Raw genomic sequence first — 21457 nt, forward strand, 5'->3', positions numbered from 1 at the left:
TCAACGACGCGAGCCCTGCGGCTTCACGACCGTCCTTGGCCGCGTTTGCGTCCGAGGTCCACACCCGAGCCTTGGGCGGTGCGCCGCGCTTTGGGCGCCTCACCGGGGGCGGTGGCCGCGCCGCCAGGGCGGGCTTGGGCGAGGTCGGCCAGCAGCAGCGCGGTGGCGGATTCGCGGTCGACACCGAGCGCGGTCAGCTCATCCACCAACTGCTCCCGGCGCGACTGACTGTCCCACCCCGGGACAGTCGCCCGCGTCTTGGCCTGATCGGTCTTCTGCCGCCGCACGGTCGCGGCCGCGGTGATCGCCTCGGTCTCCAACCGGCGGGTGACCGCGGTGATCTGCTGACGCGCATCGCGGTCGGTGACCCCGGCCTGGTCCAGCGCATCCGACAGCGCACGCCGGTGGGCGGCCAGCGCATCGGGCTGAGCGTCACCGTTGACGAACGCGTCGGTGGTGTCACGCGTCAACCGGTTGACCGCGCTCCATACCGGCTCGTAGGCCTTGGCCTGACCGTCCTCGACCTGATGCCCCGCCGCGGCGAGCGCCGCCACGACCGCCGCGCGGGTCTCCTCGGCGCGACGCTGCGCTTCGGCGCGGGCCTCGGTGCGGCGGATCCGGTATTCGGATTCCTTGTCCGCCCACACGGTTTTCGCTTCCGGGCCGGTGCCGGGCGCGTCAGCGTCGGCCAACGCGAGCTTGATGGCGTCGCGTTCGATCGGGGCCAATCCGGAGCCTTTGGCCTTGGCGGCGGCCTCGATCTCCGCGCGCAGCTTGGCGGCCTTATTCTGGTCGGCCTCGATCTGGGAACGAGCCACCCGCACGTAGTCGGTGATCTTCTGCCCCAGCTGGTCCTTGTCGACCGCGTCCGGCCACAACGGCGGGAACTCGTGCCCGGGTGCGGCTTTGATCGCCTTGCCGCGAGCGCGGGCGGTGTCGCGGTCGGCTTCGGGCAGATCAGCGACCAGACGGGTCAGCTCGGAGACGACCTGGCTGGTGTCGGCGCCGCGCGCCAGACGGGCCTGGTACTCCATCAGCGCGGCGTCCATCTTCGCGCGGGTGTCGGCGTCGGCACCCCAGTTGGCCTGCCCGATCCCCGCGCGCGGGTCGGCGGTCAGGTAGTCCAGCGCGAACAGCACCTTGTCCTGGGCGGCCTGGTCGGCCTCGGCGAGCAGGAACCGCACCCGCGCCCGAGCGGCCTCCTGCGTGGACTCCACACCCGGCGCGGGTGGGGTCGAGCTGCGGCGCATGCCCAGCGATTTCGCCGCCGCCTGCGTGTACTCCTCGATCGCGGCGTACACGCCCTGGCGCTGATCGGGGTTGAGCGTGGGGATTTCGGCGGTGGCGTTGATCGCGTACTTCTGCGCCAGCCTGGCCCGATTCATCGACGCACGGTCAGAGTAGGCGTTGTGCACCATCCGCTCGACCGCGTCCTCGTCGCCGCCACGCGACAGTTCGTCGACGTCGACGTTCCAGCGGTCGCGCAGCCCGGCCGCCAGGCTCTGGCGGACCTGTTCGGCTTTCGCGTCGTCCACGCTCCAAGAGACGGCCTCATACCAGGCTTCGACGACGTCGTCGGCGCTGGCGGTCTTCCACCAGTTGTCCGACCCGGCGCCATCGAGGGAGGCGTGCATCGCCTTGCGTTCGGCTTCGAACCGCTGCGCGGCCAGCTCCGCGTCGGCGGCGGCCTGACGTGCCGCCACCTCCATCTCGCGCATCCGGCGGGCAGCGGTGGCCTGCGCCCACTGGGTCATCATGCTCAGCAACATCCGCGTGAATGAGGCCATCTCGCGGGCGGCGTGGTCGATGTCTGCGGCGTGGTGTTCGCTCACAGGGGTTTCCTCCTCAGGGGTGATGTCGTCGTCGGCCGGATCCGGCGGCGGCTCGTGCTCGTAGTCGGGGCCCGGCTCGGGAAGTTCCGAAGCGGGGCTTGGGTCGGGTGCGGTGGCGTGCTGGCGTTGCGGCTCTGCCCGCTGTGGTTGGGCGTGGTGGAGGTGGCCGGCGGGCGGTGCGTTGAGCGCGCCCGCCAGGACGGAGGCATCGACGCGGACGAACTCGTCCAGCTCCACGCCGTGCCCGGCGTCGATGTGCTCGGAGAGGTCCTTGCCGGTCGCGGCCTCCACGACGAGCAGCTCCTGCACGCGGCCGGTCAGCATCTGCGCGACCTGGGCGGCGTGCCGGTACCCGGCGGTGTCCTTGTCGGCCACGATCACCACCCGCGCGGCGCCGCGCAGCTGGTGGGCGTGCTCGCGGCGGAAGCTCCCGGCTCCCATCGCGTTGCAGGTCGCGACCAGGCCCGCGGCGCGGGCGCGGTCGGCGTCTTTCTCGCCCTCGACCAGCCAGATCGTTTCGCCGTCGGCGACGCCCTGGCGCACCTCGGGCAGCTGGTAGAGCACCGGCGCGAACCCACCGCCGGACCAGCGGCCCCCGGCGTCGCATTTGCGCTGCCGGAACTGCTTTTCGATGCCGTTCTCGTGCGGGATATGGATCCGCACAACCTCACCCAGCGGGTTGCCCCGCTCATCGGTGTAGCTGTAGATCGCGGCTTGGCGGCGCGGGCCGGTCACCTTCCCCAGCCGGTCACGACGCGACTGGAACGGGATGACATTGCCGCCCTCGCGGCCCTGCCCCTGCTGCCGGTTCTCCCGCTGCCCGGTCTGGCGGGACTCACCGGCCTGGCGAGCCTGCCCCGGCTTGGGGGAGCGGTGGCTGAAGCCGCGGCGCGGGGCGTCGAACAAGTCCCGCACACCCAGGCCGACGGCGTGCAGGACTTCCTCGTCGGTGCACTCGCCGGTGAAGCACCGCACGACGGTCTTGCGCTTGTCCGGGTCGTAGATCAGCCCGAGGCTGGGGTTGTGGTCGTCATGCGACGGGCACCGGTACTTGGTCCACTCCCCGTACGACGATGCGGGACCAGGCTTGCGGCCGTTCGCGACGGCGTGAGCGTCCAGGGCTGCGGTGATGCGATCGAACGACGGCCGCGCAGCCGCGGCCGTCGTCTTCGGGTCCGGCTTGCTCACCGGGACGCCCCGCGATCGCTTCGCCCGCCGCCGAGCGCCTGCGTCAACGGGCGCCACCACGGCTGCGAGGGCTCCACGGCCTGGGTGTTCACCGGCACCGGGAACTCCAGCGCTACACCGTGGCTGGGCGGCTGGAAAGCGGACCGGCCGACCGTGGCACGCAACTGCGCGAGTTCCTGACGGAGGTCGGTGTAGTCCTGGCGCAGGCTCTGCCACTCCCGCAGCTGCATGTGCGCGGTTTCGACGATCGCGGTGACCAACTCGTCGCGGTCCTCACCCGCCAGCAACTGCGGCGCCAGAGCGGGGTTCTCGATGATCCACCCGGCCGCGATCGCCACCTCCGCCTGCTGCCGCGAGTCCCGCTCCGCCGCAGGCCGGTCGGCCGCCGATCCGGTGTGGGTGATCGCTTCGCCGCGCAGCGCGGTGATCTGCTCGGCCATCACGTCCCGCTCGACCGCCTCGACGTCGCCCTCCCGGGCTGCCGCGGCCTCGACGGTGCAGTTGCGGGTGCTCACCCACTCCCGGTAGGCGTTCGGGTCGGTGACCACCTGCCAGGCGCGGTTGTCGCGCACGAGAGCGGCGTCGTACTCGCCCGAGGCCAGGCTGGCGACCACCCGCTCGGCGCGGCCGGCCTCCGAGACGGTCAGTACGTCGGTGGCGCGGGCGGTGACCAGGATCGCCTCCGCCGCTTCCACGAACCGCAGCTCCCCGCGGTCGAGCAGATCACGCGGCCGGGTGAGCAGCGTCTGCTCCATGAACGGGTCAGCCGCGCTGCACAGTTGGGCGAAGGCCTGCTCCACCCCGGTGCGGTCCAGCAGCTGGTAGTCGCCCGGGTGCAGGCTGTCGGGACGGAACGGGCGCAGCCCGGCGGCGTCGACGAACTCACCTCGCTCGTTGGTCCAGCCGCTGCGGTCGCTGGTCAAATGCCCCACGATCCGCGTGGCCCGCGAGGTCAGCCACGTCTGGTAGGCGTCGGGGTCGGTGGCCAGCTGCCAGGTGTCCTCCCCCGCCAGCCCCCGCACGTCTTCGAAGTTCACCGCCGCCGCGACCAGCCGATCCAGCCGCGCCGCCTCACCGGCGGTGACGACGTCACTGGTGCGGATCGTGGACACGACCGCGTCGGCCATCTCCCGCAGCTGGCTTTCCCACCGCGCCGCACCACCGTCGGCCTGGTCGGGGTCGGTGCCGACGTGCTCGACCAGCTCAGCGACCGTGGCGCGCAACGCCTCTCGGGTCAGCGCGAAGTCGTGACCACTGGCCTGAACCGGCCGCAGCCAGATCGCGTCGGGGAAATCCGTGGTGGGGGCGAAGGCCTCGACCCACGCGCCGGGATCGGCGGCGGGGTTCTCGGCTTGCGCGCTCATCCACGCCTCGTACAGCTCGGCATCGGCGACCCGCTCCCAGGCGTAGGCCGAATCCGCGCCGTCGAGCAGCTCGGTGACCACGACCTCGGCGCGAGCGGCCTCATCGGCGTGCAGCACCTGACCGGCCCGCACCGCGGCGAGGATCTGCTCGCCCAACCCGAGCGCAGCGTCGTCGATCGCGTGGCGGGTTCGCCGCGACAGGTCGTGGATGGCGTCGATCAGCTCAGCCCGACTCCGCAGCGACGACATGGCGTCAGCGGCCTGTGAGGCGGGCGAAAAGGCGTCCGACATGGGTTGTCCTCCCGGTTGTTGTGGTGGAGACAGCCCCGGCCTCGGTGAAGGCCGGGGACGACAGGACCGCGCCGGGCGACGCCAGCGGCAGCGGCTTGAGTTGGCCGTTGATGAAGTGGCCTTTGACGGAGCAGAACTTGAAAGGCCCGGCGGGGTCCATGAGCCGGGTCATGTGCGGGTGGCAGTGATCGCGCCACCACACCGAGATGCCGGTCTTGCCGTCGAGGCGGTAGTGCTCCCACGCCCGCCACATCGCCTCGAACGTCGAGGTCGCCTCCGGGTGCTTGAGGTACCAGGGGCACCACGCGTTGGAGGTGACGTCGTCATCCACGTGCCGCGCGTACGTCGGGGCCAGCCAATGAGTGACCCACTCGATGTAGTTGGGGAAGCACGGCTGCGGCGGCTCCTCCCCGCCTTGACCGCCCTGCCCGGTCGGGGCGGGGTCGGCGGCTTCCATCTCGTCGACCTTCGCCAGGACCTGCTGCTTGAACAGGTCCTCGCCGTCGTCGGGGAACTGGCTCACGCCGCTCCCTCCTCTCGCTGCTCGTCGCCGCCGAGCACCGGCGGCAGCTGGACGGGAAAAAGCGCTGCCGCAGCCTTTGCGGTCTCAGCGGCAGCGGCCTTGATGTCGGCCTTCACCCGAGCGCCGTAGGGGCGATCCCAGAACGGGACCGTCGCGCACAAGGTGGCGGGGAAACCGCTGCCGAACACGACCATCCGGCCGCGCGGCAGCGCCTGAATGTCGGAGACGGTGAGGGTCTGGCGCTCGGTGAGGCTGCGCGACACACTGCGACCGGAGCTGGAGGTCGACACCGAGCCGGTCAGCTCGTGGTGGGAACCGACCGCTTCGGCGCGCTCCCGCAGGAACGGCACGTCGTCCAGGCCGGAGCCGAGCACGCGCACGTTCGCCGCGCCCCACAGCGCCTTCATGCCGCCGGGGCCCCAGCAGCGCTCGCCCTGAGCCCAGGACTGCAACACCGTCAGCACGACGATTCCGCGTGATCCGTAGTGGCTGTAGAGCTTCGGCAGATCCCGCCAGCGCACCACGTTGGCGGCCTCGTCCAGCACCGCGGTCACCGGCGTCGGCAACCGGCCACCGTGGGCGACACCGCGCTGCACGGACGCCTCCAGCACCGCGGCGGTCAAGGCGTTGAGAATCGGCCCCGCCGACCCGGCGCCCTCCATACTCAGCAGATAGAGCGTGTTGGAGTCCGACCACGCGAACGAGCGGTGATCGAAGCGCCGCCGACCCTCGCCGTGCTCGATCCACGGCCGCAGATCCGGGGACTTGATGATCCGCGCCATCTTCCGGGCGGTGCCGAACACACCCGAGCGCTGCTTGGGGTCCTCGTTGTACATCGCGAACAGACCCTTGGCGGCCATGTGGTGGCCCGCGAGGTCGAGGATCCGGGCGGGTTCGGTGTTGGTCTCGGCGGTCAGCCACTCCCACACCTGCGAGATCGGGCGATCCGACAGCGCCGCCGCCAGCAGCAGCTGCGCCAGCAGATCCTCACCAGCCGGGTCGAAGAACGCATCGCGCTTGGCGTCCTGGCCGTCGTCGCCGTCGGCGAAATGACCCGCCAGCCGCGCGGCGCGCTCCTCGGCACCCCACACCAGCTGCGGCTCCGCGTCGCGGTCACCGATGCCCTGGGGCTCATCGACGAACACCGGGCCGTCCTCGACGACATGCAGTCCGGCAGACGGTTTCGGCAGGTCCGGGCGCTGCTCGGGCGGGATCACATACGACAGCGGGTCCCAGCTGAACGGCTCCGTCGCACCGTTGATGCGCTGGGGGTCGAACACGAAACAGTCGCCGATCTCCTCGCGCATCTTGCGCGTCGCGGTGACCACGTCGTTCTTGTTGCTGGTCGTGATCACCGTGCCCGCTGCCTCCAGCACCGCCGGAATTACGCGGCTGGTCGACTTGCCCTGACGGGGTCCCCAGATGTCGACGTGGAGGTCTTCGAACGACCCGAACAGCCACTGCCGACCCTCGATCGACACACCGATCGCCACCCCAGGCCGGGACGGGATCCGCTGCTTGGCAGCAGCTTCCGCGTTGGGGAAGGCCACCTTCAGCCGCTTGGCGGCATCCGAGGCGGCGCGAGCCATCAACGGGGCCAACGCGGCACCGCGGCCCATGAAGCGGGCGCGGTCATCGATCGGCAGCCGCTCAAGCTTCGGCCGCCGGCCACTGCCGCTGCCGATGCGCTGCCAGCTCTTCGTGCGCACCAATCGGGTGCACACCGCCGTGAAGCCCAGCGCCGCAAACGATCCGCCGACCAGGCAGCACGCCGACGCCGTCGCCGCACCCGACCACACCACATCGCCCATCACCGTCATGTGCGCGGCCAGCGACAGCGGATTCCACGGAACGTCCTGTTCGGGGCCACCGAAGAACGGCGCCATCCGCAGCGACAGCGACGCCCCCAACGACGTGGTGCCGATCGCGGAGACCGCGATGAGTTCCTTCCACTCCCCTGCGGCGCCCGCGCCTTGCGCCGGGTCCTTGATGCGGCGATCCACTGATCAGCCCTGCCTTTCCACGTCGAAAAAGCGGCCGACGACGACGCGAGTCGCGCCGTCGTGGCCGTGAATGGTTTGGATGTCCTCAAGGCAGGCCGCCTCGACGGTCGTGCGGACCGCGCCGCGCCAGCGCATCGACACCGCGCCGTCGGGCCAGATCACGCCGTCAGCGACCACACCCGTGCCGGAGAACCCGGTCACGTCGACGTCGCGGTGCAGCTGGAAAACCCGCACACTCGTGGCCGTTTCGGTGTTCGTCACTGCGCACCCCCGTCCGGAACCGCCGAGGTGGTGGTGCGCAGACTGCAGAACGGCTCACACGGGCCCAGCGGGCGCGGCGTCGCCGGTGCCGAACCGTCATGGCCGGGGAACGCGGCCACGACCAGCAGCAGCGTCAGCACCGCGACCGTCAGCACCGTCGCGAAAGCGCCGACCATGTGGCCGATCCCGGAACGCATCACCGGTCCAGCCCCATCGCCCGCTCCGCCGCAGCACCAGCCCGCATCGCCGCCAAGCCGACCGCTTCCGCTGTGGTCAGTCCCAGCGCGGCGGCCCACCGGCCGATCTCACGCTCCTGGCCTGTCGCGGAGTTCACTGCCGCGACCTTCATCGCCGCGAGCGCCTGATCCTTGGTCAGCTGACGACCCGGCAGGTAGTCCACGGTCCATCGACCGTTACCGGCATAGCGGGCCATGTGGCCGGTCTGCTCGCTGGACATCACGTGCCGACCCACATGCACCGTCGCCACCGCAGGAGCCGACACCGCCCGCGCGAGCAGCTGCGTAGCGTTCATCGCGACCACACCGCCCACTCGGCCGCCGTGGTCGGCCACTCCGATTGCATGCAGCGGATCACCGCGTCCAACACATCCAGCCCCAGCGGCCGCGCCTGACCGGCCAGCAGCTTCCACACCATCGCGGTGTTCGGGCTATCGACCCACAGCAACTGGTCCCACTCGGCCACGATTTCGGCCAGCGTGAGACCGGCCACCGCCTGCACTCCGTTGACCAGGCGATCCGGCGCGAACGAAAGCCGGAACACCCCCTCCGACATCTCGTAGGCGACGTGGTCCGACCGCGTCGCGGTCAACCACTGCCCCTCTCGCCGAACAACCATCAGGCCTCCTACTCATTCGTGTGCGCGCTGTGTGCGCGTCGCGCACACGATTGAGTATGACCGTGATCGCTATCACGCACAAGGGCGCACACGAAGGGAAAAAGACGAGTTGTGCGACGCTGTGATCCATAGCGCGCACACGCGCACACGAGTGTTAGCCTGGGCTGGATCGATACCTAGACAAGGAGGTCGTTGTGACTCCGCATCTGCAGAGGCCCGAGCCGGTCTACATGCAGCTCGTGGCTCACTACCGCGATGCGATCACCAGCGGTGATCTACGCGAGGGTGAGCGCATGCCGAGCGTGCGCGAGATCGCCGAGCAATGGCAGGTTGCTTACACCACCGCCGCGAAGGCGATGCGCCAGCTGGCCGCCGATGGGCTGGTCTCAACCAGCAAGCAAGGCACGATTGTGGCGTTTCTTGAGAACGGCACCTTCAGCCCAGCTGATCGGCTGCGCTCGGTACAACGGGGCCGGGTGATCTACCCGCACGGCGCTTCGAAAATCATCTCCGCTGAGTTGACCACTGCTCCGCAACACGTCGCTGACGCGATGGGCATCGAGCCTGGCGATTCAGTTGTCCGCCGCGAACGCGTGACTAAGCACGGCGACGTGCCAGTCACGTGGTCAGTGACATGGATGCCGGGTGAACTGGCAGAAGCGGTCCCAGAGCTGCTGGATTTGCAACCGATCCCCGGCGGACAGGGAACCGTTGGCCTGCTCAAGGAGAGGACCGGACGCTTTCCGGACACCAACGCCGACAGCTACCGCCAATGCGCGGCACGGGCCACAGCCGAAATCGCCGAGCACCTCGGCATCGCCGAGGGCGATCCTGTGCTGCTGGGTGAAAACCGCTGGCCTGAGAAGTCCGGTGCCGTACTGGAATTCGGTGAGTACGTAATTCCTGCGGGTCACTGGGTCACTGTCACGAAATGACGCACCAGGTGCCAGACTCCGGGCAGCCGCCGGTAGATGCGGCGATCGCTTCAAACAAGGCGCTCTGGGACGAATGGGCCGCCATTCACGCGCAGGGCAGCTGGTACAACCTCGACGCGGTCCGGGCCGGAGCTGACAAGCTACGGCCCTACGAGGTGGCCGAAATCGGAGAAGTCGCCGGCCTCTCCCTGCTACACCTGCAATGCCAGATCGGCACAGATTCGGTGTCCTGGGCCCGCCGCGGCGCACGTGTCACCGGCGTTGATATCTCTTCTGTCGCGATCCAGATCGCCACAGATCTCGCGCGTGACGTGGGCGTCGACGCTCAATTCGTCGTCTCGGACGTGATGCGCCTCGACGAAGTTCTGACCGGCCAATGGGACATCGTGTATGCCTCTCGCGGCATTCTTGGCTGGCTGCCCGACCTCACCATCTGGGCGCAGATCGTGAGCCGCTTCGTCGCTCCAGGCGGGTTCCTATACCTCACGGACGTGCATCCCGTCGCCAAGACTCTCGATCCGTCCACGCCGGAAGTACGTGTCAGCCAACCGTATTGGCACCGATCCGAGCCTTTTCGACATGCGGTGCAGGGGTCCTACGCCGATCCGTCGGCACTCGTCGAGTCCAGTGAGAAGTATTTATGGACGCACAGCACAGGCGATCTGTTGACAGCGATCGCGGATGCTGGCCTCCGGTTGGAGTTCTTTCACGAGTTCCCTTGGCTGGACAGACAACTGCCCAGCTTGACCCAACGCGGGCAGCGAGAGTTCATTCCGCCCCATGGCATTGAGCTGCCGCTCTACTTCTCCTTACGAGCACGCATGCCTTAGACCGTTGTCCACACAGTTTGTGTGGACAACGTTGCGGCGTGTCGGCTTCGCCCCGGACCGGATTACATCTAGAAAGGTCGCTATGGCCAGACCAGTCACGCTACCGCCGACCAAAGGCGTCGGCCTGCAACTGTCTCGCGATGTAGTCGACGCGGTCCAGGAAGCGGCGAAAGCGCACGGCCTGACCCAGCGTGCCGTGTACGAGCTAGCGCTACGGCGACTGCTCGGACTCCCCGACTATCCCGGACTACCACCGAGCCACCAGGAGGCCTTGAAACTCCCGGCCTGACCCGCCCGGAGAACCCGCTCGCCCTAGTGCGGGCGTGACACCCACCCCAGAAACGGGTGAAGGCCCCCAGTTGGCGCTGGAAGGCCTTCGGTTGGACCCCGATACCCACTAGGAATCCGCTGCTTGTGCTAAGCGTGCACAAGGGTAGCAAGAGTGCGAATTCGCAACCAAGTGATACGGCCGAGGCCGCAGATCACAATTTGCGACCTGCACTCTTCCCGCTACCTGACGACGATGTTCCAGCTCCTGCCGATGCGGCTCGTGAGCTGGCTTGGGCGACTCTTGCCCCGCTCATCGCGGCGCGGCCGTCGATGCGGCTGATCGATCCCGACACGAACACCACGTCGTCGACTCGGCGGCTGACTCGGTGCCCGCCGGCTGACCCGGCCGCGGTGCCGGTCTACGACGCCGCCCGCCGCACGCGTTTGCTGGCGCTGGATTTCGACTCCAAGCGTGGCGGGCCGGTGCAGGTGGCCCAAGACGTCGCCTACGCGAAAGCGTGGCTGCGCGCATGCGGCGCGCTGCCGGTGTCCGATCTCAACCCGGCCAACCGCGGCCGCCACGTCATCGCGGCCTTCGCTGCCGGTGAGACCCACAGTCGCGACGAGATCGAGCCCGTGATGCGGTTGCTGGGCTCACGATTGCCGACGCTGGATATCGGCCTGATGCTCAACCCGCGCACGGGCGCGATCACCCCGCCCGGGTCGGCGACCCGCGACGGCGCGGTCCGCGAGCTCGACGGCGCCGTCGACGAGGCGGCGGTTGCGCTGCGCCAGGGTGCGGAGCCCGGCCTGCTCGCGCGTCTGCGGGAGTACCTGGGTGTCGGCCCCGACCACACCACCCCCGAGCAGCCTTCCACGGTCCCTGTGGAGCTGTCTGCGGACCTGTGGGAGGGCGCGGGCAGCTCGGCGCGGCTGCGCGCCACCTGGTGCTGGAGAAGCCCTCTTCCGGGCGCCGTGGAGGCGTTCGCGGTCACCGGCGCCATGCCCACCGATGGCCGTTGGCCTTCCCGGTCGGAGGCGCGTGCCAGTGTCCTGGCCGCATGCGCAAAACGTGGCTGGAGTCTCGATGACGTACGCGCTCGTCGCGATGACACCTGGCGTGGGCTGGCGGGCGCGTACGCGCATTACCGCCGCCCCGACGAGGCGCTAGCCGCTGACTGGGAGCGCATCTGTACCCGTTGGATCACAGCCAGCTCATTAGTCCGGTCTCCCGAACACAGGTCAGGAAACCTCACACCCCCCGAAGGTGCCTACGGCTCGAAATCTGCTCCGCTGCACAGCGATACCCACTCCCGCTGGCTTGCCACAGCTCACGCGTGGGTCCACCAGACTTGGCCTGGTCAGCAGCATCGGTGGACGGTGATCGCGGTGCTCGACGCACTGGCCTACGCCGCGCTGGTGGCGGGCAAGACCGGGCGGGACGGCACACCATTGGTCGCGGTCGGTGTGCGCGCGCTGGCGGGTTTCGCGGGGTTGCTGTCGGTCGGGACGGTCGCTGATGTGCTGGCGGACCTGCGGGAGCGGCCGGGCAGCCCGATCCTGCGGATCCGCCGCGCGGTGCACCGGGAGGCTGACTGCTACAGCTTGGTCACTGCCTACAGCGGCTCGGAGCTGGACCAGGCCGTGGCGCCGGTACCAGCCGACCGCGTGCAGCTGCGGCCGGTCCACGACGCGTGGAAGGTGCTCGGACTGCACCACCGCGCGGTCTACCAGCTGGTCGTCGACACCGGCCTCACCAACGTCGCCGACGTGCTCGCAGCCGCGGGCGTCGGTCGCAGCACCGGCTACGACACCCTCGCGGTGCTCGCCCAGGCCGGGCTCATCACACGCGGCCGCGGCACCGTCTCCCCCGGTCCCGTCTCACTCGACGACATCGCCGCCGCCCACGGCCTACACGAGGTGCGCGCCGAATTCCTCGCCCGGATCCAGCGCCAGCGTGCCCAGTGGCACGCCTGGCTCGAGCTGCGCCACCAGATCCCCGCCGACCACGACGGCGGCGCTGAGCCGACCGTGCAGCTCGCGCCGTGGGACCTGGACTCTGGCCTGGACGAGGCGATTTGGGCCGCCCAGATAGCCGCTGGACCCCCAGAATGACGCGCACTTAGTTGCGGCGACGTGCCGTCACGAAGCTTGGTTGAGGATGTGCAGGACTGCATCGAGAAGAGCAGGCTCGAGTTTGTCGCGCAGCACCTGCGCGACGTCGTCGGGTGTGCTGCTCTTGGGAATCTTGACCGCCGAAGTCGTGGAAAGACTCTTTCCATCCTCCGCACCGCTCGCAGAACCGGAGTCCGGCTCGGTGATGAGCCGGGCCGGGTCATAGGGCTGGCCAAGTTCCAGCAGCGCCCGCTGAGCTTCGGCGGGAAGCACTGCGATCTTGAGGGCCTTCTGCACTGGCATCGCCAGGTCCGACACCATGCCCTGGAACTCGGGGATCAGGTCCAGCAGCTGGAGACGCTGGTTCACCTGGGTGTGGGAGATCCCCATCCGCTCGGCGAAGGCTCGCTTGCTCTCGCCGGTCATCGCGAGCACCGCAGCCATCTCGCCGCCCTCGCGGATCGGGTCGTAGGGCTTGCGGTGGTAGTTCTCGATGATCCCGCTTTCCTTGCTCAGCCTCGGATCGGCTAGCCGGTCGTTGCGGTGCAGCGGCAGCCTGTCGACCTTCTTGTGCCGGGCAGTGGCGAGCCTGCGGTTGCCCATGATGACGACGTAGCGGACCTCGTCGGCGAACTTGTCGTGCGGATGGTGTTCCAGCCACGCCTCACGCGAGCACACCGTCACCGCCTGAAGGATGCCGAACTCGTCGACCGTCGCGGCGAAGGCCGCCAGCTCCGGATCGGCTTCCGGGTCGTACTCACGCGCCCACCGCGGGTTGTCCGGCCGGTGCGCGAACTCCGCCAGCGGCGCGTCCATCTGGGAGGCCGGCGGGGGAGCAGCGGACGCACCATCGGCGGGAAGCTCGGCTCGCGTGGTGGTCAGCACCGCCGAGACGATCGCCGCGGTATCGCTGTGGGCCGTGGACGGCAGGCCACTGGATCCGCTGCGGCTCTTCTTCGGTCGCTGCGGCGCGGGCATCAGGCTGCCTCGTCCGCGCGCTGGCGGGCGAGGATCTCCTCCGCCAGGTCGTCGTACTCGCCGACGTCTTCGGGGATGAGGCCGTAGAACTCGTCGTAGGCGACTCCGCGCGAGATTTCGGTGTTCAGCACATCCAAGCCCAGCGCGTACGGGGTGTCGGGATCCAGCTCGCCGGTGTCGCTGACCAGGTTCGAGGTGAGCGCTTCGCGTGCCTCCTTGGCCTTGCCCTTGTGCGCGGCGGGGCAGCGGGTCAGCAGGACGCTGACCTCGAGCGGAGATCCGGAGTCGTTGACCGCGACCGCGCTCTGATAAGTCGGCACCAGTCGCCGCAGCTCGGCGCGGAACGGGCCGACCGGGCAGATCAGCCAGTCCGCGTACAGGCAGCCGTGGGTGAAGTTCTCCGGCTGCTCACCACCGGTATCGATGATCACCACATCTGCGGCGGTCGAACGCTCGACCGTCCGGGCGTATTGCGACAGCGGCCCGTCGCTCTCGTGCCAGATCGCGAGCTGGAACGGGACCTTGTCACCGACCCGCTCCGCCTCCTGGACCCAGTCGGTCGCGCCGCGCGTGCGGGTGTCGGCGCAAATGACGACCACCTTCCGGCCCCGGCGCACCAACGCGACAGCCGTGAGGATCGCGCTGGTCGTCTTGCCGGGGCCGCCCTTCAACGTCGAGAACAGGACTCGCAGGACTCGGCGGGTATCTGCCGTCGTCATGGGCTGTGACTCCTAGCTAAGCCCCGCCCCGTGGAAAGACTCTTTCCACGGGGCGGGTGCGGCGAATAGGAAGCGAGCATCTCCTGCCTCCCTACGGGACAGGGGCCGCCACCTGGCTCGATTCAGCCGAGACGATACCGCGCGGTAGTCGGCGAAGAGAACGACCACACCGGCGCATGAGCCGCTTCTCCCACGTCCGCACCCCCGCTCTCGACGAAAACCCTGGTCGCCAAGCTCGCACCGCTCGCCGACCCGGCCGGTGAGCGGAGTGTCTGTCCGCTGGTCCTGACAGCGTGAGCAGGTTCGATATGTTTCGACAAAACGTTTTATTGAAACGATACAATTTGTTTTTAACGACAATACGTAACAGAATTGCGGTAGAATCGAGGTATGAGCGAGCAGTCAGAGACCCCAGTCGCCGAGTCGGCAGCTGGTGAGCAGCGCGTGTGCAAGTTCCCGATCGGTCTCGACGCGGAGACCGGCGATTTCCAGGTGTGCGGGCGGGCGGTGTCGCTGGCGGCGCGTCCGGGCCGCCAGGCGAGCTACTGCGGTGAGCCCCATACGGATCCGGATGGTCAGCGCCGCACCCATGACCGGACCACCGCGTTTCAGCGGCGGCGGGAACTGCAACTGGCGGCGGCCGGTCAGGTCGCGCCGCGCCGGGAGCGGTCGAACGCGCCCCGGCCGGTGACGTCGTCGCGGGCGTCGCTGTCGGAGCTGCTGGCGCAGGTGGAGATGGTGACGACCGCGCACCGCGAGCAGCTGGGGGAGTTGGTCGGCCGGGTGCACGAGATCGTCGCGACCGCGATCGATCCGGATGCGGCGGTCGCGGAGGTCACGCAGATCCGCCGTGAGCACGAGGCCGAGCTGGCGGTGGCGAATACCCGTGCGGACGAAGCCGAGGCCGACGCGATCAGCGCCCGCCGCGAGCGTGACCGCGCGCTCGAAGATAAGGCGCTGGCCGAGGGCGCGGCCGAAGACGCGATCGCCGCCCGGGACCAGGCACGTGCCGACGCGGAGGAGCGCATCGCGGCCGCCGAGGCTTCCGCTGCTGAGCAGGTCGAGATCGTGCGCGCTGAGGCCGTAGCGCAGATCGAGGCCGCCCGCACCGAGGCTGCCGAGCAGGTCGCTGCTGCCCGTGCGGAAGCCGATGAGCAGGTCGCGGCGGCCGAGGCCGACGCCGCCCGTGCCCGCGGTGAGGCAGAGCAGGCCGGTGCACAGCGCGACGCGGCGATCGTCGACCGCGACTCAGCTCGCGCGCAAGCTGCCGAGCGCATCGCGGCGGTTGAGGCACAATCACGGGAGCGGATCGCGGCCGCCGAGCAGGCCGCCGCTGCTCGCGTCGATCAGGTCGAGCACGACGCCGCGGTCCAGATCACCGAGGCTCACGACGCTCGTGACGCCGCGGTCGCGGCGCGGCACCGCGCTGAATCCGCCCAGGCCGCCGCCGAGCAGGCCGCGGCCGATGCCCGGACCGAGGCTGACCGGCTCCGCGGTGAGCTCACCGATCTGCGCACCCAGCTGGCCGGCGCCCGAACCGAGGCCACGGATCTGCGGGGCGAGCTTGCCGCCGCCCGCGCGGATGCGACCTCCGCCCAGCGCGCGGCCGCCGACGCCGACGCCGATGCGCAGCGGCTTCGGGCCGAAATCAGCGAAGTGCGAGCCGATCTGGCTACGGTGCGGTCGGAAGCTCGCGCCGACCGGGAACAGCTGCGCAGCGACCACGCCGCCGAGATCACCCGCATCCAGTCCGCAGCTGACGCCCGCGCCGACGCGCTCGAGCGCGCCCTGGCCGCCGCCCAGAACACCATCTCCCGCCTGGAATCCGAACTCACACAGAAACGCCCGGGCCAGAAATGACGGGCCAAAGCACCGACCAACCCCGCGATCCGCGACACCGCCGAGAAAGGTTCCCCCTGATGTCCTCCCGTTCGAAACCCCGAACCGCCCCTCCCGATGGGGACGCCCTGATCGAGGGGGCGCTGCCCGACCGGGTGCAGATCGCCCATGAGCGTCTGGCCCACCAGGACGACCCGGCGCTGCTGGAAGCATTGTCGGAGCGTGAGCTCGTCGACGCCCGCGAGTTGGCCGAGCTGGTGCGCGACCACGAACGCAACGAGAAGCGTGCGCGGATCCAGGCCGCCGCCGACGCCGCCGAACGGGTGCGGCGCACCGCCGCGCAGCTGGCCGAGCGGGAAGCCGCGGACCTGCTGCGGGCCGCGCAAGCGATCGGGGAGCAGCGCCACAGCAGCAGCCCGCACGCCAAAGTCGCTCGCCTGCATCAGCGCAAACCGCGGGTACTGGGGCTTCTGGCCGGTGTGGTCGCGTTCTCGATGCTGTTCTCCGCGGTGACGGTGCAGCAGAACATCGCCCCGACCGGCGGCGCCACCAATCCGATGTTCTGGCTGTCCTACGGCCTGGAGGCCCTGATCAGTGTGGTGCTGGTCGCGTTGATGCTGTCGACCGCCGACACCGCCGAGTGGGGTGTCATCGACAAGCTGTGGCAGGTCTACACCGTCGAGGGCGTCCTGTTGACCGCGAGCATCGCGCTCAACACCTTCCCCTACCTCCGGGAGGGAGATGTGACCGGTTTCGGTGTGCACGTGGTCGCGCCGATCATGATCGGCGTCGCCCTGGTCACCCACCGCCTGGTCGCCGAACGCTACGGCCACGCCATCGAACGAGCCACCGCCGAAGTCCCCGACCACGAGGACCTGCACGCCCGCCTGGTGGCCCTTACTCAGGTCGGTGACGCCGGGAACCAGATCCTGCCCGACATCCTCACCGCGCGGCCCGAACCCGTCCGGCACGAGGCGACGGCCGACGACATCGAGATGCCGGCCACCGAGCATCCTGCGGAGCAGCCGGGCGAGCGGAGCACCGCTACGGAGCACCCGAACGGAGCACCTGCTACGCAGCGCCCGATGGTTGCTGCTGCGGAGCACGAACCGAGCACCCCGCCCGTCGAGCAGAGCACCGTTGTGGAGCAGCCCGCTACGGAGCACCCTGCGCAGCAGCCGGGCGAGCGGAGCACTGCTACGGAGCACTCTGCGGAGCACCTTGTGGAGCACTCTGCGGAGCACGAACTGAGCAGTCTGCGGAGCACCCCGGACGCTACGGAGCACCTTGCGGAGCAGCGGAGCACCACGGCACCCGAGGCCGAATCTTCTCCTCGTGAGGTCGAGCCGGACGTCGAGCAAGCCGCGCCCGTACCCATCGAAGCGCTGGTAGAACCGGTGGCCGCCCAGCCGGACACCGAGGAGACCGAGCCTGCCGAGCAGGTTGTGGAGCACCCTGCTACGGAGCACTCGGGGACTGCTGCGGAGCAGTCTGCGGAGCACGAACCGAGCAGTCCGCCCGTCGTACGGAGCACTCAGCGGAGCACCACGCCCGCTGTGCGGAGCACCCTGCGGAGCACTTCGGTTCTGGCGGAGCGCCGTGCGGAGCAGCCCACGGAGCACCGCAGGGTTGCTGCGGAGCACGCTCGCGCCGAACGGAGCACCCCGCGTAGCACTCGGACCGACGCTACGGAGCACTCCGCCGCCGCGGCGCATGGAGCACCACCGGCCGGTATCACGGCGTCGGTATGGGCGCGGGCGCACGAGGTGAAGAAGGCAACCGCAGCACGCTCCTCGGTCGAGCAGATCGCTCAGGTGCTGACCCGCCAGGAGGAGAACCCCGAGCACGGAGCCAGCCGCATCGCTCGCGACCTGCACGTCGGATTCGCCTCGGTGAAGAACTGGCTGGAAGCCGACACACGGATCTCCAACGCAGGCACTGGCGCCCGCGTGATCGAACTCCGGAAGTGAGGCAGTGACCTTCAGCTGAATCGCACAGTGGAAAGACTCTTTCCACGCAGGTTCCCGAAGTAGAGACGCGACCCCGGCGGGGCTTAGCCGCCGGGGTCGCGTCGTGTCTGGACCCTACCGGTCCAGCCCTCCAGCAGCCTCGAGGTGGGGGGAGGAAAGGTGCGCGCGGCCGGCGTGAGGCCCCCGTTCGCAGGTCGGCGGAGCCTCTCGGTGGCGAGCGGTTGCCACGCCCTGTCGAGTCGCGTTTGGTGCTGGTCGGAGCGATCTTGCTCCGGTACGCTCAAAATCGCGGCCCCAGCGGAGCAAGCTAACACTTATGTGCCATAAGTGTGGGTCACCTCGCGGGGGCGAGGTCCACCCGGGTGCCGGGTGTCGCTGCGCTGAGCCAGGAGAGAGAGGTGGATTCCGAGGTGGTCACCCAGGTGCCGGAGCGGCCGGATTCGGCCGTGCACGAGGCGTCGACGGCCCATGCAGGTGTGTCGTCGACGCGGCGGATGCAGTCGGTGGCGCGGACGCGGAATCGGAAGCGTCAGGAGAACATCGGGGAGGGGGCGAAGCGGTTCCGGGTGACGGTGTCGGCGGCTGATGCGGTGAAGCTGGTGGAGGCCGCTGCGGAGGCGAATATGACGGTGCCGCGGTATCTGGCGGAGTCGGCGTTGAACCCGACCGGCGGTCGCCGACGAACTCGTGGCCGCCGGTCGGGTTCAACGCCGACAGGTGGCGGCCCCGAGCAGGTCGGCAACGCTGGTGAGGGCGAGGAGGCCGATGAGGTGGGGCCGTGGCTGCCGTGGCCGAAGCGCAAGACTTTGGCCGGGGTGCTGTTGTCGGCGGCGGGGGCGATGGATGAGGTGCGGGTGGAGCACCTGGCGAAGATCGGCGGCAATCTGAATCAGATCGCGCACGCGGCGAACATCACCGGGACGTTGGCCGAGGAGTTCGAGGAGGTGCTTGCGGAGCACCGGGCACTGATGGCCGACTTGGCGGAGCGCGCGGCGCGGATGGATGAGCTGGCACGCGAAGTGACGCGACGGTGATGAGGGGGCGGTCGTGAATCCGAACATCAATCGCGGCGCCAAGCTCGGCGGGCTGATGGTGTATCTGCTCGGGCCGGGGAAGGCCAACGAGCACACCGATCGGCATGTGGTCGCGGGGTCGGCGTCGGTGATGCGCGCGGCGTGGTTGGGCCGGTTCGACGGTCCGGAGTCCAACCGGGCGGCGCGCGATGTGGCGTTGGAGATCGCGCGGGAGATGGATCTGCCGCGCAAGCTGCACGGAACCCGGGCTCGGATGCGGGCCCGCGCCGCGAGCGCGAACACCGGTGCGGTGGAGGTGATCGAGCGCCCGGAGAAAGGTGAGAAGGGGGTGCTGCGGGATGCCCCGGTGTGGCACTGCTCGCTGGCGTTGCGTGCCGAAGAGGGCGATCTGTCGGACGAGACGTGGAAAGCGATCGCGGAAGACTTCATGAAGGAGATGGGGTTCGTCGACCCCACCCAGGCCGGGGTGCGGTGGGTGGCGGTTCGCCACGGCCGTGCGGGTGCCGACCGCTCCGGCGGCGACCACATCCACATCGCGGCGTCCCTCATCCGTGAGGACGGCAGCGTGGTGGACACGTTCATGCGTGACCCGGTCACGGGGCGGCCGATGGGTGATTACGCGCGCTCTCAGAAGGTGGTCAACCTGCTGGAGCACCGTTACGGGCTGGAGGTGCTGGCGTCTCGTGAGGACGGCGGCGCGCTGCGCGGGAACTCGCGGGCGGAGACCGAACGTCGTGACCGCTCCGGTGGGGATCTGACCGAGCGGGAGAGGCTGCGGCTGGAGGTGCGGGCGTTGGCGTCGGCGAGCGCGACCGAGGCGGAATTCGTGCGTCGGGTCCGGGACGCGGGGATCTCGCTGCGCCCCCGCTACAGCAAGGGCGGCGAGGAGGTGACCGGGTACGCGGTGCGGTGGCGCAGCCCCGCCGACATCGCCGCCGACCGCAAGACCGAGGCCGCGCGGTTGGCGCGCGGCGGAAAGCCGTTGACGCTGGAAGAACTCACCCACACCGGGCCGTGGTGCAGTGGGGGTCTGTTGTCGAAGGATCTGGCGCTGCCTGCGCTGCGGGATCAGTGGGACGACTCCCCGGAGGCGCGGACGGAGGCGTTGAAGACGTGGAAGGCCGGCCGCCGCAGCGGCGGGCAGCGTGGCCGTGAAGCCCAAACTCTCGACGACCCGAAGCTGTGGACACGGGCGCACCAGGATCTACAGCGCTGGAACGACTACCTCGCGAGCATCCCGCCGGAGAATCACGGTGAGTGGGCGCGGGCGGCCGGGCGCGCGGCGGGAGTGTTCGCGGCTTGGTCGCGGCGCGTGGAATCCAAACCGGGAGTGTTCGCTGCCGCGGCGACAGAGCTGACCCGCTCGGCACAGGTGCCCGCCCATCTGCGGTGGCGCCCGCCCGCCGCGGGGCAGCGGCCGCCCGGGTTGGGGGCGGTAGCGGTGATCCTCATCCAGCTCGCCAAGTACGCCGACAGGCACGACCCAGCAACGGAGACGGTTCGGCTGGTCGAGCAGCTGATGCGCACGCTCGTCGCGATCGCTGACGCACACACCGCCCGCCAGGAGTTCCTTCGCGCCCAGCAACTGCGCGACCGAGCGCTGGAGCCCTTGCATGTCCTGCGCGAGCGTCAGCACCAGCACGCGCAACACGAGTCCCGGACTTCGGGGATGTCTCGGCAGGAACGCATCGACCAGCAGGCAGAGCAGATGCGCGCGGCCGGGGTCGATGAGGAATACATCCGCGCCTGGCGCACCACCGCCCGCGCCTTCGACACCGACCCGGGTTCAGCCGTCACCGGGTCGGCGGCGGAGACCACGCGCCCCAACACCACCCCCGACATCAGCCAGAACCGCGACACAGGCCGAGGACGCTGACCGGTGGGGCTGGTCCAGGGGCTGGATTACCCCCTGGACCAGCCCCTGGATTAGCGCAGGGTTTGGGTCCAGGGGGTAATCCAGGGCCTAGACCAGGGGGTAATCCAGGGGGTAATCCACCCCCTCGCAGCTCGGTGAGCTGCGGTGTTTCCGTCCCGGCCCGCACCTTCGTCCGCAGGCTCCCGATTTCCCGACCACCCTCGATCTGCGTACCTGGTTCAAGGGTGGTCGAGAAACCGGTTCGGGCCGGGACGGAAACACCGAACAGTGGCATCGGATTCGGGGAGGAGTGGGGGAGGAATGGCGGCGGCCGCCGGGCGGGTGCGGACGCTGCGGTGGGGCGTGCTGGTCGCCTCGGAAGGTGCTGCCGCACGAGCTTCGCTCGCTTGCCACCGGAGTCGGCATCGCACCGTCGTCACCACTTAGATAATCGATCTCTATAACTTGCTCCCGGATCATCCCGTTCTGACCTACGTCGCGGTTGGGGTTGTGTGGCAAGCCCTCCCGCGAGGGAGGGCGCGGCAGCCTAGGCGGGGCGACCGACGACTTACAGGCTGTAGCCGGTGTCGCGGGA

At 69.5% G+C, this 21457-nt stretch carries 18 protein-coding genes; 8 read left to right on the forward strand and 10 right to left on the reverse strand.

Annotated features, from left to right (window positions below; all coding sequences use genetic code 11):
- Positions 1–23: 23 nt before the first annotated feature.
- Genes ACL03I_RS36415 through ACL03I_RS36450 form a run of 8 tightly spaced genes read right to left on the reverse strand, consistent with a single transcriptional unit; the run spans position 24 to position 8317 of the window.
- Entirely contained in the window at positions 24–3020 is a 2997-nt protein-coding gene (locus ACL03I_RS36415; protein ID WP_412808284.1) for a hypothetical protein, read from the reverse strand.
- Entirely contained in the window at positions 3017–4675 is a 1659-nt protein-coding gene (locus ACL03I_RS36420) for a hypothetical protein (protein WP_412808285.1), read from the reverse strand. The genes ACL03I_RS36415 and ACL03I_RS36420 overlap by 4 nt, the downstream gene beginning before the upstream one ends.
- Positions 4638–5198: a DUF4913 domain-containing protein gene (locus ACL03I_RS36425; protein ID WP_412808286.1), complete on the reverse strand. Its 561-nt coding sequence runs from the start codon at positions 5196–5198 to the stop codon at positions 4638–4640. Before ACL03I_RS36425 ends, ACL03I_RS36420 begins: the two co-directional genes overlap by 38 nt.
- A complete protein-coding gene (locus tag ACL03I_RS36430) occupies positions 5195–7201 on the reverse strand; it encodes a type IV secretory system conjugative DNA transfer family protein (protein WP_397282128.1) in 2007 nt (668 codons plus the stop codon). The genes ACL03I_RS36425 and ACL03I_RS36430 overlap by 4 nt, the downstream gene beginning before the upstream one ends.
- 3 nt (positions 7202–7204) lie before the next feature.
- A complete protein-coding gene (locus ACL03I_RS36435) occupies positions 7205–7462 on the reverse strand; it encodes a hypothetical protein (protein WP_397282130.1) in 258 nt (85 codons plus the stop codon).
- A complete protein-coding gene (locus tag ACL03I_RS36440; protein WP_365335743.1) occupies positions 7459–7659 on the reverse strand; it encodes a hypothetical protein in 201 nt (66 codons plus the stop codon). Before ACL03I_RS36440 ends, ACL03I_RS36435 begins: the two co-directional genes overlap by 4 nt.
- Positions 7659–7994: a hypothetical protein gene (locus ACL03I_RS36445; RefSeq protein WP_397282133.1), complete on the reverse strand. Its 336-nt coding sequence runs from the start codon at positions 7992–7994 to the stop codon at positions 7659–7661. The genes ACL03I_RS36440 and ACL03I_RS36445 overlap by 1 nt, the downstream gene beginning before the upstream one ends.
- Positions 7991–8317, reverse strand: coding sequence for a hypothetical protein (locus ACL03I_RS36450; RefSeq protein ID WP_397282135.1), 327 nt, complete (start codon positions 8315–8317; stop codon positions 7991–7993). Before ACL03I_RS36450 ends, ACL03I_RS36445 begins: the two co-directional genes overlap by 4 nt.
- A 194-nt stretch (positions 8318–8511) precedes the next feature.
- Between ACL03I_RS36450 and ACL03I_RS36455 the strand changes: the two genes are divergently transcribed.
- The 4 genes from ACL03I_RS36455 to ACL03I_RS36470 all read left to right on the forward strand — a co-directional run bounded on the left by ACL03I_RS36455 (position 8512) and on the right by ACL03I_RS36470 (position 12467).
- Positions 8512–9252, forward strand: a complete 741-nt coding sequence (locus ACL03I_RS36455; RefSeq protein ID WP_365335749.1) for a GntR family transcriptional regulator — start codon at positions 8512–8514, stop codon at positions 9250–9252.
- A complete protein-coding gene (locus tag ACL03I_RS36460; protein WP_412808287.1) occupies positions 9249–10082 on the forward strand; it encodes a class I SAM-dependent methyltransferase in 834 nt (277 codons plus the stop codon). The genes ACL03I_RS36455 and ACL03I_RS36460 overlap by 4 nt, the downstream gene beginning before the upstream one ends.
- 82 nt (positions 10083–10164) lie before the next feature.
- Complete coding sequence (locus tag ACL03I_RS36465) at positions 10165–10371, forward strand: hypothetical protein (protein ID WP_397282138.1); 207 nt, start codon at positions 10165–10167, stop codon at positions 10369–10371.
- 200 nt (positions 10372–10571) lie between these two features.
- Complete coding sequence (locus ACL03I_RS36470) at positions 10572–12467, forward strand: hypothetical protein (RefSeq protein WP_412808288.1); 1896 nt, start codon at positions 10572–10574, stop codon at positions 12465–12467.
- 27 nt (positions 12468–12494) lie between these two features.
- Here the strand turns inward: ACL03I_RS36470 and ACL03I_RS36475 are convergent, their stop codons facing one another.
- Both ACL03I_RS36475 and ACL03I_RS36480 read right to left on the reverse strand, forming a co-directional pair.
- On the reverse strand, positions 12495–13445 hold the full coding sequence (locus tag ACL03I_RS36475; RefSeq protein WP_412808289.1) for a ParB/RepB/Spo0J family partition protein: 951 nt from the start codon (positions 13443–13445) through the stop codon (positions 12495–12497).
- Positions 13445–14164: a ParA family protein gene (locus ACL03I_RS36480; protein WP_397282144.1), complete on the reverse strand. Its 720-nt coding sequence runs from the start codon at positions 14162–14164 to the stop codon at positions 13445–13447. The genes ACL03I_RS36475 and ACL03I_RS36480 overlap by 1 nt, the downstream gene beginning before the upstream one ends.
- A gap of 390 nt (positions 14165–14554) precedes the next feature.
- Between ACL03I_RS36480 and ACL03I_RS36485 the strand changes: the two genes are divergently transcribed.
- The 4 genes from ACL03I_RS36485 (at position 14555) to ACL03I_RS36500 (ending at position 20883) form a co-directional block, all read left to right on the forward strand.
- On the forward strand, positions 14555–16024 hold the full coding sequence (locus ACL03I_RS36485; RefSeq protein ID WP_412808290.1) for a hypothetical protein: 1470 nt from the start codon (positions 14555–14557) through the stop codon (positions 16022–16024).
- A gap of 59 nt (positions 16025–16083) precedes the next feature.
- Positions 16084–17973: a hypothetical protein gene (locus tag ACL03I_RS36490; RefSeq protein WP_412808291.1), complete on the forward strand. Its 1890-nt coding sequence runs from the start codon at positions 16084–16086 to the stop codon at positions 17971–17973.
- Positions 17974–18371: 398 nt separating this feature from the next.
- The gene (locus ACL03I_RS36495; protein WP_412808292.1) at positions 18372–19007 is read left to right on the forward strand and encodes a MobC family plasmid mobilization relaxosome protein; all 636 of its coding nucleotides are present in this window, start codon (positions 18372–18374) and stop codon (positions 19005–19007) included.
- Between the two features lie 13 nt (positions 19008–19020).
- Positions 19021–20883: a relaxase/mobilization nuclease domain-containing protein gene (locus ACL03I_RS36500; protein ID WP_412808293.1), complete on the forward strand. Its 1863-nt coding sequence runs from the start codon at positions 19021–19023 to the stop codon at positions 20881–20883.
- Positions 20884–21457: the final 574 nt, after the last annotated feature.

Origin of the sequence: Nocardia sichangensis (assembly GCF_047200615.1) — a bacterium.
GTDB lineage: Bacteria > Actinomycetota > Actinomycetes > Mycobacteriales > Mycobacteriaceae > Nocardia > Nocardia sichangensis.